The sequence below is a fragment of the Gordonia sp. SMJS1 genome (assembly GCF_029866425.1).
GTDB lineage: Bacteria > Actinomycetota > Actinomycetes > Mycobacteriales > Mycobacteriaceae > Gordonia > Gordonia hongkongensis.
In genome coordinates this window covers 14721-29933 of sequence record NZ_CP123383.1, presented here as the reverse complement: position 1 = coordinate 29933, position 15213 = coordinate 14721, and the positions used below count along the sequence as shown (strand labels likewise).

The following is a 15213-nucleotide window of genomic DNA, read 5'->3' as shown; positions in this document are numbered from 1 at the left end:
GAGTTCCGCGACGCGGGTGTGTATGTGCTGGCCGCAGACGACGACATGGTGATCGTCAAAGCCTCCCGGGTCGGGATAGGCAAACCGGTCGGTATCCAGGCCCTGGACCCCGACACCGGACGACCGCTCTGGGTCACACCCAGGACCGGATGGGACGACTGGTGTGCACTGAGCCGCGGCGGGCAACTGGCCTGCACTCGACTCGTCCGCGTCGATGGCGCCGTCGCCACGAGGGTGTCCTTCATTGATCCGCGAACCGGCGCAGACACAACCACCGCGCTCATCCGAGCATCCGGCACAGCGACGGCTCTGATGGGTGTCGATGACGGCTTCCTCGTCGAGATGAACGACACGGAGAACGTCGTTGTCCCTGAAGAGCTACCCCCCAGCGACCCGGAGAAAATCGAGTACCGTCTCGAGGTCGTCGACGATCCTCCCGACCGGCAAATGACGATCACCAAGTTTGACTCGCAGGGCCGCCAGGCCTGGTCGATCCAGCCCCCCATCAATCAGGAGCGAGCGGTCATCTCTGAGGCGGGCAGCCTGTTCGCCGTGCGCGACACGACGCGTGGCGGCTTCACCATCTACCGGCTGGATACCGGTAAGCCCGTCTTCTCTCGCTTCGACAGTGAGGGTGGCCCACCACCCGACGCGGCGGTCCTACACCCGTCCGGGTTTGTGACGAGCCGCTCCGATCCGGGGGGTTACCGGATCGAGTTCTTCGACGGCGACGGTGCGAGAACTGGTGAGCTCGCAGGGTGGCGCGTGGTCGCAGGGGCTTTTCAGCAGGTCGCGGCGGTTGACGGTGACGAGCTCGCGGTGTCGTCGGGGTCCGCTGTTGGGGTCGCATCAATCCGAGATCGCGCGATGCGGTGGGACACCGGCATGTCGAGGCGCTCGCTGGAATTGCTCGATGACCGGTATGCGGTGGTTGAGTCTGACGACTACGCCCAAGGGTTCACGGGGACGTGGACGGTGTTCGACGCACAGACCGGCGACCAGCACGGCCAGCCGACTATCGGCTATGGGCAGGGTTATCTCGGATTCGACGGCACACGACTGCTTTTCGACGGTGAACCGACGGCCGACCACCGGCCGAACATTCCCATTCTGAGCGCATACGACGCCGCGACAGGCAAGCAAACGTGGCGGATACCAGCACCCACCGACACCGCCCAATGGCAGGTCACCGGCCCGTACTTGCTTCTGATCGACTACACCGCAGACTTCATATCTCGCTCGATCACCCGGTACTCGTCACCTGCCTAGGGAGGAGCCGTCGGGCGGTCGCCGCACGCGGCGATGCACTCTCGCGCACGGCGACTCCACACCAGCAGGGCCACCAGGGTCGCGGTCGCGCCTGCTCGCGGCCGGGGTGATGACGATCGGGCTCACCTCCTGCAGGCAAGGCACCGAGAACGGGGCAGACACCGCCAATCCGTTCGTGGACTACGAATGATCAGATTCGGCGGAGTGGACGACACGGACACCATCGACCACACCCCCAGTCGTCGAATCCGCCGACCACCGGAACAACCACCGGGTGATCGTGGCGTTCGTAGACCAGATGCGCGCCAACGGTCTTTGCGGGCGCCGGACACCCCGCTCGTGACCGGGGAGCGCTACCCGCAACCCACCATCCACTTCAGCACCCCCGCGGGGTCGCCGCCTTCGACGTCAACCCATAGCCTCGGGTCCGAGACATCCTCCGCGAGTGGCGATCACGTTCAGCAGTCCGCTCAAGGTGTGCGGTCGCCGGCGATGGTTCCCTGCGTGTGTGACGTGCCGGTCGAGGTCCGCTTCCCCCTGTGTGCCTGCTAGGTCCCCTCGGCGATTACGTACAGCTGGGTCGCTGATCCGTTGTCGATCACGGCGATTGCCTCACTTCCTAGGGTGAGCGTGTCGTCGACTAGCAGGTTGTCGGTGCGGGTCACTGGCACGTCCCGTGCTTGACCGCACTGTAGGCCGATCTTCTGTAGGGAGTCGTTGGTGAGCAACGGACTCTCGCACGCGATGTGGTGAACGTTGCCGAAGCCGCTGGCCGCGTTCAGTTCGGCGACGGACGCCGGAGTGGCGGCGGGTGCGTCGAAACGGAGGTAGTACGAGCTACTACCCACAAAGCCCGGCGGAGACTCGACGCCCGCGACAAACGTGGACCCGTCCGGAACGGCGATTCGCAACTCCGACAACGCAGACCGCGCCCGGTCCCCGTCGATATCACGCGGCCCCAGGTCGTTGCTCACCAAGTCCCCGCAGCCAGAGAGCACGAACACCGCCGCCACGGCGAGAACAAGATGCCTGCGTACTGCCACTCGTCCACGGTAGCGGCCACGATCCGGTCGCTACTGAAGGCAACTCGCTGGCGACCCGAGCGCGTTACACTGCAATATTACTTGCGAGCGATATTGCTCCAAGGTAATATCGAAGGGTGTTGATCGATTGGTCGAGCGAGTTCGACGACTTCCTGACCCGGCTGGAGGCGTCGGCTGCGGAGGGCGATGCCCTGGATCGGCAGCGGTTGGATCTGCTGTTGGCGGAGTTGCAGGTGCTCGCTGAGCTCGAGGAGGTGCCGACGGTGGAATCGGCGACGCTCAAGCGGGTGCGGCAGTCGAAACGGTATGTGGTGTGGCGGGTGTCGCACCCGTACCGCGAGGGGGTGGCGGTGCGGTTGATCGTGTGGTTCCCCGACGCCGAGCACGTGGTGGTGGCTCTGTTTTCCGGGGATAAGGCACGGATGGGTGATGTGTTCTACGACAGCGTCGGACCGCGCGCGGATGTCGCGATAGAGGCGTGGAAACGGCAGACCGAGACTGAGAGAGGTGAGGGTTGATGAGTGAGGAGAAGCGGGCCACGTTCCGGCGTGGCAACGAGCGGATCGCGGAGCTGTTGGCCGACCCCGATACCGCGGCGCGGGTCGAGACGATCCGGGCGGAGATGGCCCAGGCCGACCGGGCGCATGCGATGGGGTTGGCGGCGATCCGACAAGCTGCGCAGCTGACCCAGACCGAGCTGGCCCAGCGGATGGGTATCAAACAGGCCGCGGTGTCGGGGTTGGAGGCACGCGAGGACCTGTTGCTGTCGACGCTGGCCAACTATCTGGCCGCCGCCGGCGCCACTGACGTCACCATCACCGCCCGGCTCGGTGACCGCACTGTGGAGGTTGCTCTGCCTGGGCAACTGGTGGACGGGGCGTGAGTGCGTGTGGTCGGTCGGGGATTGGTGGTCGGTAGCTGATGAGGTCGTTCGATTTCTGGACCGACCGCACGGTGCCCGGGCGTGATCCGTGGAAGCCCACTGTCCGCCAGAAGCGGGTGATGGACCGCCCGCTTGTACGGAGTATCGCGAGGGGTTCGCTCTCGGACCGCTCGGATGTCGAGGTGGCCGTTGCGTTGGCGAGGTTCGCTCACGAGGAGTTCGAAGACTTCGCGACTGACGGCGCGGATATCGAGCAGGACGATTCAATCGCCGTTATCCGTGCGCTGATGGCGGTCTTGGAGCGCCTGGGAATCTCGACGTTCGACCCGCCGTTCCGAGACTTCGAGATGTTCAAGAAGTACTGGAAGCGGGAAGGCATGGCCGGCAGTGGAGGCTGGGACAAGCGCCGGCGGTGCCTCGAGGAACACTTTGGCCCGTTGCATGAGGTGCTCGCCGCGCGTGAGGCAGGCTCGATTTCCTCCACGCTGGCGACTGCGGTCTCTTCCGACCCTGTGACGGGGTGGTCGCGGGTGGATGAGGAAATCTCGGAGCTGCGCCGGCATTTCGAGTCCGCGTCCTCACCCCAGGACTACTCGAACGTCGGCAACGACTGCGTGTCAACGCTCGAAGCGCTCTCAGCTGCGGCCTATGACCATTCTGTGCATCAACTCGACGATGAGCCGGCGCCGCCGGTCGCCAATACTAAGACCCGACTGGACCGCGTCATCGAGGTCGACCTGGCTGGAAATGCGGAGTTGCGCAAGCTCGCCCGTGCCTCGATCGAGGCTGCTCAGGCCGTCAAGCACCGACGCAAGACCACGACCCGCATGGATGCGGGGATCAGCGCTGATGCGGTGATCCTGCTTGCCCATATCCTTCGTCGCATTCGGGAGGTGTAGGCCGTCAGCACTGGGTCGCGCTCTGTACCAGGGGTCACGGATGTGCGAGGGACCATCTGCCTAGTTCGCCGGTCTCGCGATCCCGGGGTATCGAAGGTTTGTGGCGGAGCGTGAGGCGGTGGGTGATGGCGCGTTCGCCACGATCGAGTGGCATGTGCAGTGTGAGGTTGAAGTAGGGGGCGTCGGCGACGGTTCGGGTCTGTGCGGCGTTGAGCGCGGTCCAGGCGTACGTTCGGACCGAGTCTGAGCCGTTGACGATGAGTCCGGAAGCGCGAATGGTGACGCCCTGAGGGTGTGGCGTTTCGAGACCCGGGCTTCCTCCATCCCGCATCAGCACGGTGACGGGTGTTGGCCGTGCGTTGGGGTGGATGTGTGGTGAGAACTCGATGGTCAGTTGCGCGGCTTCGTGATCGGGCCATTCGCCGTCGGCGAGTGCGTGCAGTGACCAGCGGTGGCTAGGGAGCACGGCAGGAGTGTTGGCGTAGAAGTAGAGATCCGTGTGTAGCTCGAGTCGGACATTGTTTCGGTCATATTGTCGCGCGATGAGGGTGGGGGAGATGAGTTCGACGTCGGGGACTTCACCGGTGTCGACGAGCAGGCTCAACAGTTGTGCGCGGGTGGCGGTTTGGGTGCTGGTGCCTGTGCGCCAGGGCACTTCGCGGGTGGCGCTGCCAGCTCCGTCGGGATTCTTGATGACGTAGGGCGGTCTGCTGCTGTCGAACTGTAAGACGGTGACGATGCCGTGGTTGGTGTGGACTCTGCTGGCTTGCATGTCGAGATCGATGCCGGCGAAGTGTCGCTGGATCTGGGGTAGCCAGTTCGCGAGGTCTGGTTCGTCTGCGGACGTGATGACCTGGTGGGCGTTCTCGTCGAGGCCGATGATCCACATGGTCGGACGAAATCGAGCAGCGTTGAGCATGCCGGCGATCTTGCGCGCCTGCTTAGGAGAGGCCGCATCAAGCTGTCGTTTGCAGTCGATGGTGTCGTCCTCGCATCGGCCGCCGGCGACGACGTGATCGACCAGTTCGATGACTCGAGCCTCGGTACGGCTGTCGATCGGCACGGTCTGGTCCTCCCTTTGATGAGTGTTTCGGCGTAGGTGGTTCTTAGTCGTGCTCGTCGTCGGCACGCTCGGTCTCTAGATAGGTGCGGGTGGCGTCGTGGAGGCGTTGTGACTCACGCTCTTTGAGGACGGGGCGGACGAAGTAGAAGTAGGCGAGTCCGACGGCCATGACGATTCCTGCGGCGATGAACGAGGGGAACACACGACCGTTGAACTGCTCTTGAGTTGTGGTGGGCGAGACGCTCTCTGCTATCGCAGCTATGACCATCCAGGTGATGATCACGGCCGCGGGTGTGAGGAATACGCAGACCAGTCCTGTGAATCGCCCCGGGTTTGCTGGGGGCTCGTTTACTTGGTTCCAGCGACTGCCGGGACCGGGTTCTCACGGTAGCTGGTGACTGTGTGGGTCGACCAGTAGGTGGTCTCGTACTCGACGGGTGGGACGTGCCCGATCTCGCCGTGCAGGCGGCGGTGGTTGAACCAGTCGATGTACTCGGCGACGGCGATCTCGACCTCGCCGACACCGCCCCAGCCACCGCGAGGGCGCATGACTGGGTTACGGATACACTCGGCCTTGAACAACGAGTTGAACGCCTCGGCCATCGCATTGTCGTACGAATCACCCTTGGAGCCAACAGAAGTCACTGCGTCTGCTTCGGCGAGACGTTCGGTGTAGCGGATGGCTCGATACTGCACTCCGCGGTCGGAGTGGTGAATCAGCCCGGCCACGCCCTGGCCGGCACGCGACCGCGCCCACAACCCCATATCCAAGGCGTCGAGCGCGAGGTCGGTGTGCATGGTGGTCGAGACCTGCCAGCCCACGACCATCCTTGAGAAGACGTCGAGGATGAACGCGGCATACACCCACCCCGAGTGTGTGCGGATGTAGGTCAGGTCCGCCACCCACAGCGCGTTGGGCGCCGCCGCGGTGAACTGCCGTTCGACACGATCGGCCGGCTGCGGAGTTTCGGCCCCCTCGCTGTGCGTGGTCTTCCGCGTCTTGGATCTCGTTATCCCCTGCAGCCCATCAGCTTTCATCAACCGCTCGACGGTGCACCGGGCCACGCCGATACCCTTTCTGCGTAGTTCGGCGTGGACTTTGCGGGCACCGTAGACGCCGAGATTGTCGGCATGCACGGTGCGGATCTCACCGAGGATCTCGCGGTCACGGACCACCCGTGGCGCCTCGACTCGTCGAGAGCTCAGATGGGCTCGGACTGTGGACGGAGCGATCTGGGCGGCCGTGTCGCGCAGGGCCGCGCAGATCGGATCGACTCCGTGTTCGTCGCGGAAAGCGGCGACGAACTCCACGATCAACGCTGTGGGCGGTCGATCTCCGCCGCAAAGAAAGCTGATGCCTGCTTCAAGATGGTGTTCGCCCGCCGCAACTCCCGGTTCTCCCGTTCCAGCTGCGCGATCCGCTCAGCCTCGCTGGTCGTGGTCCCCGGGCGGTCCCCGCCATCGATCTCGGCCTGCTTGACCCAGGTGCGAAGCGCCTCCGGGTGCACACCGAGTTGATCGGCGATCCGTTTGAGCGCCCCTGGTCGCGTGGCTGGGTCCTTGCGGGCCTCCACCGCCATCCGCGTCGCCCGCTCCTTCAGCTCAACGCTGTACTTCCGTGGTGCTGCCATGCTCTCCATCCTTCACAGATTCGAGAGCCTCCGACAAACCCGGGGCGTTTCACCTGCTAGCCAGTCGGGCCACCAGCGGCGGCTGGTAGCGAGGCCTAGTGCGGCGTCGCGGGTGCGCGCTGAGCGTTCGGAGCGCCAGGAGAGGGTGGAGCTAGTGATCCAGGCGGCGATGGCGATGGCGATGATCACCAGAGTGGTCGTCATGGCAAGAGGGTGTCCCTCGCCTGGGGTGTCAGGCTCGGTTGTGGCCAGGTAGAGGACGAGCCCACCGAACCATCCGATCACGATCGCAGCGGCGAATCTGTCCCATACTGCGCCTGGTTTGCGCAGGGGCCGCGGGTGATGTTGCAGCCACCTCGCCCACCAGAGCAGGGTGGCGGCGAGAGGGCCGAGTAGCAACACCGCGTGCAGGACTGCCATGTCCGGGAGGCTACCGGTTGGGACAGACGGCGGGCTGGCCATCGAGCTGCGGTGCGGTGGTTGTCCCTGGGTCAACTTGAGCCAGACCCGGGTGACGGGTGAAGAGGCACAGGGCACCAGTCGTAGCACAGTGGCCGGTGGCGTTCTCGGCGTCGTCTTTGCAGTTCTGCTGGTTCGTGATCCCGCGATCGCGGGGCTTATTCAAGTCGGACTTACCAACAGCGGGCGCTGAGATCTCACCGCCTTGAACGCTGAGCGCTCAGGGCTGGTTGAACAGTTGCGGCAGAGCGGACTCGATGTGCGCGGTGAGGATGTCGTGCGGGCCGCGGGGAAGGTCGTAGAAGCTCATCGCGTAGCCCAGGGCGCTGTAGAAGGTGCTGACCGCCGCGCCGACGAGCCGTTCGATGGACTCCGTCTCTAGGTGCAGCTCGGTGCCAGCATGGTCTCCATGATCGGTATAGCGACGAAGTTGGCGGATCGGGTACAGCGAGGGGTGGGTGTGGCTCGACAGGTAGTGGTAGACACCCTCGGCGACACTGTCGGTGATCGTTGCGCCGGCGTGGTCGCGGAGGAAGCTGAACATGTCTGCGACCCCTTTGCTGGGTGAAGGCAGGGTGTGGGTGGCGAGGGTGCGGCCACCGGCATCCTCGGCAAGGTCCGGTTTGGTCGTGTCGGGAAACGCGGCGATGGCTCGGTCGCGCACAGTGGTCCAGCGTGTGCGGGCCGCGACGTACTCGGGGGTTGCCTTGGAATCGCCGCCTAGCCGTTGTGCGGCAGCTTTCTGATACTCGCAGCTATGAAACTCCTCGAGATACGCGCGAGCTAACACGTCGATCGGATCGCCTGTCCTCCCGATCACCCAGATCACGCGCGCACAGTTCTCCATCACGGCGCGAGCCAGCGTCGGAGGGGAGAACATCACTTCGCCTGCGCGGATGAGAGTTCCGATGCTTGCGAGGTGGTTGGCGGCGATCTCGAGGTAGGACACTAGAACTTCGGAGACAAGGTCGGCGCCGGCCATGATGTCGTCGGTGCTGGCGGCTGGGTCGGCGCGGTTGATGGCCTCCACGCGGGGTCGAGCACTGAGACCGGGTCTCCAGTGGCTCTCGTTGCTGACGGCGAGAAATGCGTCGCGGCACGCTGTTGCGAGGTCCGCCAGCTCATTTAGACGTTCGTCGGATGCGGTGGTTGTCATGTCAGAGGTCCTCTACGGCGGGAGGCGAAGCGGATGCTGTTGCCCGTTGCATGGCGAGGAGTTCGCGTCGTAGTTGTCTGCGCAGGTACGCCCAGTGCAGCGGGCTGCGGCGATCACGGGTATATCTGCCGCCGTGTGCTGCCATGAGCTGTTCAAGACGGGAGTTGCTCAGGGCAAGGACCGGAAAGTCGGTCGCGTCGACGACGACCTCGAATTCGCAGGGTGGTGTGTGGCCGTAGAACGCCAGCATGCGGGATGGGGTAACCCATGCCGCCCATGTACAGGCAGTAGCGCCTGGAACTTGTCGCTGGGTGGCGAAATAGTGGGCCTGCTCGAGGTCGGTGGTCCAGGACAGGCCTCGTGCGCGATCTGGCGTTGCGCCTCGAAAGAGCAGCAGACTTGATCGCGGTCGCGGCGTGGCGGCCCCGTCGCTACTGAACCCCGCGATGCGAAATAGGTCGCGCCACAGCGGGTAGTCGATGGTCACGTTGTCTGGTTTGGCGGGCCACAGTGTTACCGCGGCGACGGCTGCGGTCTGGTGGCTGATAGTGCCAGTACGGACTGCGCCCTCTAGCTCGGTGAAGGCCCTTGAGCCGTCGAGCAGATGTCGGGTCAGATCGCCGGCCTGTTGCTTGGACAGTGCAACTCCGAGACGTTCGGCGGCGATGGTGGCGAGATTCATTGGGGAGTCGGCGGTGCGAACGGTGGGTAGTGCCGGTCGACGGCTTCTGCGATCGCGTCCATGTCGAGGGTGAAGTCCTCGAGCGCGCGGAGTCTGAGGGTGTCGCCGTCTACGGCTTCGACTTCGGCCAGAATCGCCAGGAGTTCATCTGTGGTGGCGGCGTCGGCGATCGTCGATGCCTTCGCGAACAACTCCTCGAGTTGGGGGATCGTGTGATCCTGTAGCTCGAATGCGAATGATGATCGGGCGACGGGCAGGGCGCGTGCCCCGATTAGGGGGTGAGTGTGTACCCAGGTGAGCTGGACGTCGAGACTCAACGAGGATCGTAGGGCCGCGTCATCGAAGGCGAAGGCTGCGGTCTTGACCTTCTCCGCGAAGTCGGTGATTGCTAGGTTGATCGAGTCGAGAATGTCGACGCAGTAGCGCATTCCAGAGACCCTGTTTCGAATCTCCAGATCGATTCGCCTCTGACGCTCTAGCTCCCAGCGCTGCCGGGCCTGCTCGACTTGGTGGGCCTCCGATTCCTCTTGCTGTTTGGCTGCGACGTCGGCGGCTTCCCGGCGTGCCTTGTGGGCTTCGTATAGGGATAGAGCGACACCGGTCAGTGTGAGAAGCCCGGCGGCCCAGGCTGCAAACGCGTTGACCCGATTAGCGTCCCATTGATCTGCGAACGCCAGTCCAGCGACGACGATGATTCCAACGACGAGGACCACAACGGCTATGACAAGCCAGATGGGTTCCCAAGTTCTCGCTGCGCGGTGAGGGTTCGCTGAGCTCATAGACATCGCAGAGTAGCGGAGAAACAGTGATCGGAACGGGCAGTAAACCGGTGCTCGTTGGATTGCATCCTGCCGCCACGAGTAGTCCGTCAGCTGATCCGACGCTGTGAGGGGGACCCATTCGATGGTCCAGTCGCTATGCGGCTTGGGGTTGGTGGGTCGTGGTCCACTGTAGGGCGAACTCGGCGGGGGTGAGTCCGTGGTGGGCCGAATGGGGTCGGTTGGCGTTGTAGTCGATCCTCCAGTCTTCGATGATGACCCGGGCTTCGCGCAGGGAGTCAAAGCGCCAGGAGTTGAGCAGCTCGTCGCGCAGGCGGCCGTTGAACGATTCGATCCAGGCGTTCTGCCACGGGGAGCCGGGGTCGATGAATAGTGATCCGGTGCCGTTGAATCGGCACCAGTCGTTGACGGCGTGAGCGACGAATTCCGGTCCGTTGTCGAACCGCACGTAGCACGGTGGACCATGTATCAGGGCCAGGCGGTCGAGAACGTCAACCACGCCATCGGCGTTGATGACGCGGTCGACGTGGATCGCCAGGGCTTCGCGGGTGAACTCGTCGATCACGTTGAGCATTTTGATGGTTCGGCCGTCGGCGGTGGTGTCGAATTGGAAGTCCATCGCCCAGATCACGTTCGGCCGGATTGGGCACATCGCCCCAACCGCGGTCCCGATTCCGGTGAGCCGTTTCTTCCTGCGGCGCTGGGGAACTCGCAGCCCCTCCTCGCGCCACAGGCGGCGGATGCGTTTGTTGTTGACCGTGAAGCCCGCTTTGCGCGCGGCGATCGCGGCGCGTCGCCAGCCCCAGCGGGGCCGGTCGGTGGAAAACCCACGTAGCCAGGAGCGCAGCTCGGCTTCCTCCGCGGTGATCGGCGCTGGGTGCAGTCGCATCGTGGAGCGGTGGATGCCCACCACAGCACATGCTCGCCGCTCAGATACCCCGAACCGCTCACGCAGCATCGTCACGGCGCTGCGCTTGCGGTTCGGGGTCAGAAGTTTCCCGACGAAATCTCCTTGAGCATGTCGATATCGAGTGAGCCTCCCCAGTTTGAGTGGACACCGCGATAGTGGGGCCAGGGGTCCTGCTGGAAGGATGTCGACATGTCTAGGAGGCGGTCGTTTACGCCGGAGTACAAGGCTCAGGCTGCTCGCCGGGTGATCGATGGTGGTCGGCCGATCACCGAGGTGGCTCGGGAACTGAACGTGCATGAGAATCTGCTGGGCAAATGGGTTCGGGCTGAGCGGCTTCGAGACGGCGTCGCCGATGATGTTCGCAAGGTGCCGCCCAACCAAGATCTGTCGGCGGTTGAGCGCGCGGAACTGACCAGGCTGCGCGCCGAACTCGCCGAGAAAGACCGTGATATCGCGTTCCTGAAAAAAAGTATCGGCGTACTTTGCGGCGCAGCATCATCGGTGAGTCGTTTCGAACTCATCGCCGCGGAGTGCGCCAACCACGACGTCACGAAACTCGTTGCTCTCTTGGGTGTGTCGCGGTCTGGATTCTATGCGTGGGCGGATCGGCAACGTCGTGTCGAGTTGACGCCACGACAGCAGCGGCGACGCGATCTGGAAGTGAAAATTTTGGCGCACTGGCAGACCTCGCAACGCATCTACGGTTCACCACGCATTGCCGCCGATCTGCACGCCGAGGGGGTTGCGGTCTCGGAGAACACCGTCGCCAAGATCATGGCCGAGATGGGCATCGAGGGCATCAGTCCGCGCACGTTCAAGGTCAAGACCACCCAGGTCGATCCGGCCGCGTCGTTCCCGCCGGACCGAGTTGGCCGCCAGTTCGATCGCGGCGGGATCAACCTGGTCTGGACCTCAGACATTACCTACCTGACCTGCGGCGAAGGGGACGCCTACCTGTGCGCGATCCGCGACGAGCACTCGCGTCGAGTGCTGGGCTGGTCGCTGGCAGATCACATGCGCACCGAGCTCGTCGAGGACGCGGTAAATGCCGCGGTACTCACTCGCGGCGGCTCGGTGGCCGGCACCATCCTGCACAGCGACCGAGGCGGGACTGCTGCACGGATAGGTGACATCTGATCTGGCTTGCCTTCGGGCGGTCGGGAAGGATGTAGCTGTGCCCAAGCCCTATCCCCACGAGTTCCGTGACGATGTGGTCCGGGTGGCTCGTGATCGTGGCGAAGGTGTCACGATCGAGCAGGTCGCCAAGGACTTCGGTGTGCATCCGATGACGTTGCACAAGTGGATGTGACGCGCGGATATCGATGAGGGCCGCAGCCCTGGTGTGAGCGCGACCGAGTCCGCTGAACTGCGTGAGGCCCGTAAGCGGATCCGGCACCACTTCAGCGGGTCCCGGTTTTGTCCACGGTGTCTCGCCGAGCCGGACTGCATCTGGCAGAGGCAATGGGCGCACCCGTTGCTTCCGATCTGCCTGCGGCACCGACTGCGGTTGCAGACCCGGTGTCCCGGTTGCGGGCAGGTGCCATTCTCCGACACCACCTGGCTCGGCAGGCACGCCCGCCATGGCACTGCCCCCAACGGTGTCCGCGCGAGAGCGCCGATCGGAAGGTGCGTCCGTTCTGCCGGCACGACTTGCGCGACGCCACCGTAATCGAGGCCAACGACGACCTGTGCACGGCCCAGCGGTATCTGACCGCGCTGGCCGAGGCAACCGACATCGACGATCCCACCTCCCGATACGACAGGACGGCCGCGACGACCCGATTCGAGGCCTTCTGCGACCTCGCCGCCGACAAAGTCGGCATCGAGGCCCTCGTCACCCTCGGCGCCCATCAGGAGCGTCAGCAAATCCGATGAGCACAGGACAGTCCACCCAGTTCGTGGCTGACCCGAAGTTGAAGTTGGTATTCCCAATTCTGTGTCCCAAGGACACGCTGACGGTAATGCTGCTCAACGCCTGCGATACCCGCAACGCTGCGGGCCGGACCGCCCGCAACACAGATCCCGCCCGCCCCGTTTTGGTCGTTCTTGGAATAGTCGTTCAGCTGGCGGGGCGGTCTGTCACTGTGACCGAGATCTGCTGGGTCTCGCCACCGCGGAGCACGGTCAAATCGACTCGATCGCCCGGGTCGAGGGCACGGAGCGCCGCGATGAAGTCCTCCGCCGACTCGATGTCGTGGCCGTTGACCGCGGTGATGACATCGCCCGGCCGGATACCCGCCGTCGCAGCCGGACCGAGCGGGACGACCTCGAGGACGACGGCACCGCTGGTGCGGTCGACTGCCAGTTGTTCGGCGATCTGCGGGCTCAGCGTGCCGGGCTGAATGCCGACGTACGCATGCTGGGCAGTTCCCGAGGCCAGCAGTTGGTCTGCGACGTCGACGACATTCGCCGCGGGGATGGCGAAGCCCAGAGCCACCGCACCCGCCGACGGGGGAATGTAGGCCTGGCTCATCCCCACGACCCGCCCTTGTCCGTCGATCAGGGCACCCCCGGAGTTACCCGGCGAGATCGCGGCGTCGGTCTGGATCAGGTCAACCAGCGGCGCCCCGGTGGAAGCCGACCCGGGGATCTGACGGTGCAATCCTGAGATGATGCCCGAGGTGACCGTGGCCTCGAACCCCAGCGGACTGCCCACGACTACGGCGAGCGCGCCGACCTCTGGCAACGCTGTCTCGAACGTCGCCGCAGTCAGATCCGTGCGGTCCGCTTGAAGGACCGCGACGTCGGTCACACGATCGACGGCCCGCACGTTCGCGGACACCTGTTGCCCGTCCGCGAAGGCCACACTCACCTGCCGGGCACCCTCGACCACGTGGGCGTTGGTGACGACGGTGCCGTCGGTCTTGTAGACGATGCCGCTGCCCACGCCGGACCCGGTAAGCACGGTGACGACCGAGGCCTCCACCTGCCGGACCAGTGCCGGCAGGTCTACGGCAGGTCCCGCTGAGGGCGTCGAGGTGGTGGGAGCCGAGGCGCCGCATCCCGCGAGGAGGAGGACCACGATCGCGACCAGCGGCACCCAGATCGAGGAACGTACGGTCGACGGTACGCGCATCAGCCACCGCCTCCGTGAGGAATCGGTCTCCTACTTGCACCTGCCGCGAGCGGGCCCACCCGATCAACATACCCCCGGCGGCGCCCGAGACCGGTCACCGAACCGCTTCGATGCACCCAGGCAACCGGCATCGACGAACGGCAGCGCGCATGCTCCACCACTGAGAGCCAAGATGCTTCGTATCTTGTTTCGCTACCAACTTTTTCATACAATTCTAATCTGGAGCGTCTCCGATTCGGTTGCCGCCCAGTGGAATCCGGTGGGCATGGCTCCAGTGGATGGATAAACCGACCGTTTGGAAAATGGATTTCTCGCGCCGGTTCTCTCGGCGCCAGGAACTTGTCGTTCCGCTATCGAGCACCTGCTCCTGTACGTGAGCATGAAGGAACGGCTATTGCCAGCGTGTCAGCGACTGTACTGTCATTGCGGAATTCGCTTCCCGCTTTCGACTTGTGCGGGCCTTGCCACTCACCGCGTCGGCTGCGAAGATGACTGGATCGGGAGTTCTACTCGTGGACGCACCGGAGTAGTGGCCGGTACCCGGAGTTGCGTGTACCGGTCGCCTCGAGCGGGTTCCGGCGGACATCTATGCCCAGGGCAGGTATGGACGCCATTGCGCCTCTATTGTCGACGCCCGATAGGCGAATTGCGTCGGCCCCCGACAAGGGTTAGCGTCATTTCAGTGATTGCAAGCCAGGACTGTCGATAGGCGAATTGTGTTGACCGCCCGAAGGCGGATGAAGAACTCGCATTGCGGTTGGGCCGTTCGTGAGCCCAACCGGTTGACCGACGGCCGGGCCGTACCGGTACGCACAGGCTCGGCGAAACCCCACAACATCGACGCCGAGGGGGCGTGATGTCAGAGTCCAGTGGCGGAACCTCCGCCGTAAGTCCACACCCACCTGCTCGCCAGGTGATTGCGACATTCGACACCTATGCCGACGCCGAGAGCGCCGTCGACTACCTCTCCGACCAGCATTTCACGGTAGACAAACTGGCCATCGTCGGTCGCGACATCGAGCTGGTCGAGCAGATCGTCGGCCGATTGAACTACGGCTGGGCCGCTCTGCGCGGCGCCGCCGCGGGCGCGCTGACGGGTGCGCTGTTCGGCTGGATCTTCGGGTTACTCGATTGGGTCCAGCCGCTGCTCACGGGCCTCGCGCTCGCCTTCTACGGGTTGGTATTCGGCGCCGTTGTCGGCGCTCTGCTCGGCCTGCTCATGTATGCGCTGCAGGGCGGCCGGCGCGACTTCACCTCAATCCAGTCATTACAACCACGTCACTACGAAGTCCTCGCCGATGTCGAGGTCGCGGACGAAGCCGTCCGGTTGCTCACCGGCCGGACCGATCGAAAGGAATGAGTC

15 protein-coding genes, 2 pseudogenes and 1 other annotated feature are annotated in these 15213 nt (G+C 64.4%); of the genes and pseudogenes, 8 read left to right on the top strand and 9 right to left on the bottom strand.

From position 1 onward, the window contains the following. Positions 1–312: 312 nt before the first annotated feature. Complete coding sequence (locus QAD21_RS24825) at positions 313–1269, top strand: hypothetical protein (RefSeq protein WP_280362196.1); 957 nt, start codon at positions 313–315, stop codon at positions 1267–1269. Between the two features lie 548 nt (positions 1270–1817). Here QAD21_RS24825 and QAD21_RS24820 read toward each other — a convergent pair. Further along, positions 1818–2312 (bottom strand): hypothetical protein, encoded by a 495-nt coding sequence (locus tag QAD21_RS24820; RefSeq protein WP_280362194.1) that lies wholly within the window; start codon positions 2310–2312, stop codon positions 1818–1820. A gap of 116 nt (positions 2313–2428) precedes the next feature. On the opposite strand from QAD21_RS24820, the gene QAD21_RS24815 reads away from it, so the two are divergent. The 3 genes from QAD21_RS24815 to QAD21_RS24805 are packed head-to-tail and all read left to right on the top strand — an operon-like array spanning position 2429 to position 4094. Then, positions 2429–2830, top strand: a complete 402-nt coding sequence (locus QAD21_RS24815) for a hypothetical protein (protein WP_280362193.1) — start codon at positions 2429–2431, stop codon at positions 2828–2830. Continuing rightward, positions 2830–3195, top strand: a complete 366-nt coding sequence (locus QAD21_RS24810; RefSeq protein WP_280362192.1) for an XRE family transcriptional regulator — start codon at positions 2830–2832, stop codon at positions 3193–3195. The genes QAD21_RS24815 and QAD21_RS24810 overlap by 1 nt, the downstream gene beginning before the upstream one ends. 38 nt (positions 3196–3233) lie before the next feature. Next, positions 3234–4094 carry a hypothetical protein gene (locus QAD21_RS24805; protein WP_280362190.1) on the top strand — a complete coding sequence of 287 codons (861 nt, stop codon included), beginning with the start codon at positions 3234–3236 and terminating at the stop codon, positions 4092–4094. Between the two features lie 34 nt (positions 4095–4128). Here the strand turns inward: QAD21_RS24805 and QAD21_RS24800 are convergent, their stop codons facing one another. From QAD21_RS24800 to QAD21_RS24770, 7 genes and pseudogenes are all read right to left on the bottom strand, one after another. After that, entirely contained in the window at positions 4129–5157 is a 1029-nt protein-coding gene (locus QAD21_RS24800; RefSeq protein ID WP_280362188.1) for a hypothetical protein, read from the bottom strand. A gap of 43 nt (positions 5158–5200) precedes the next feature. Next, positions 5201–5326, bottom strand: a complete 126-nt coding sequence (locus QAD21_RS24795; protein WP_280362186.1) for a hypothetical protein — start codon at positions 5324–5326, stop codon at positions 5201–5203. A 179-nt stretch (positions 5327–5505) separates the two neighbouring features. Beyond that, a pseudogene (locus QAD21_RS24790) lies at positions 5506–6788 on the bottom strand (IS3 family transposase). Continuing rightward, positions 6382–6510: a sequence feature (AL1L pseudoknot), on the bottom strand. It overlaps the preceding pseudogene by 129 nt. A gap of 679 nt (positions 6789–7467) precedes the next feature. Next, positions 7468–8403, bottom strand: coding sequence for a hypothetical protein (locus QAD21_RS24785; protein WP_280362184.1), 936 nt, complete (start codon positions 8401–8403; stop codon positions 7468–7470). 1 nt (position 8404) lies between these two features. Continuing rightward, a complete protein-coding gene (locus tag QAD21_RS24780) occupies positions 8405–9085 on the bottom strand; it encodes a hypothetical protein (protein ID WP_280362182.1) in 681 nt (226 codons plus the stop codon). Beyond that, entirely contained in the window at positions 9082–9864 is a 783-nt protein-coding gene (locus tag QAD21_RS24775; RefSeq protein WP_280362180.1) for a hypothetical protein, read from the bottom strand. Before QAD21_RS24775 ends, QAD21_RS24780 begins: the two co-directional genes overlap by 4 nt. A gap of 136 nt (positions 9865–10000) precedes the next feature. Next, positions 10001–10899: pseudogene (locus QAD21_RS24770) on the bottom strand (IS3 family transposase); the annotation flags it as partial. A gap of 64 nt (positions 10900–10963) precedes the next feature. On the opposite strand from QAD21_RS24770, the gene QAD21_RS24765 reads away from it, so the two are divergent. The 3 genes from QAD21_RS24765 (at position 10964) to QAD21_RS24755 (ending at position 12649) form a co-directional block, all read left to right on the top strand. Then, the gene (locus QAD21_RS24765; RefSeq protein WP_280362178.1) at positions 10964–11911 is read left to right on the top strand and encodes an IS3 family transposase; all 948 of its coding nucleotides are present in this window, start codon (positions 10964–10966) and stop codon (positions 11909–11911) included. Between the two features lie 37 nt (positions 11912–11948). Then, positions 11949–12083: a transposase gene (locus QAD21_RS24760; protein WP_280362177.1), complete on the top strand. Its 135-nt coding sequence runs from the start codon at positions 11949–11951 to the stop codon at positions 12081–12083. Positions 12084–12400: 317 nt separating this feature from the next. Beyond that, positions 12401–12649, top strand: coding sequence for a hypothetical protein (locus QAD21_RS24755; RefSeq protein ID WP_039854473.1), 249 nt, complete (start codon positions 12401–12403; stop codon positions 12647–12649). A gap of 184 nt (positions 12650–12833) precedes the next feature. On the opposite strand, the gene QAD21_RS24750 is transcribed toward QAD21_RS24755, so the two are convergent. Then, entirely contained in the window at positions 12834–13850 is a 1017-nt protein-coding gene (locus tag QAD21_RS24750) for a trypsin-like peptidase domain-containing protein (protein ID WP_019288211.1), read from the bottom strand. Positions 13851–14706: 856 nt separating this feature from the next. Between QAD21_RS24750 and QAD21_RS24745 the strand changes: the two genes are divergently transcribed. Then, the gene (locus QAD21_RS24745) at positions 14707–15210 is read left to right on the top strand and encodes a general stress protein (RefSeq protein WP_005203454.1); all 504 of its coding nucleotides are present in this window, start codon (positions 14707–14709) and stop codon (positions 15208–15210) included. Positions 15211–15213: the final 3 nt, after the last annotated feature.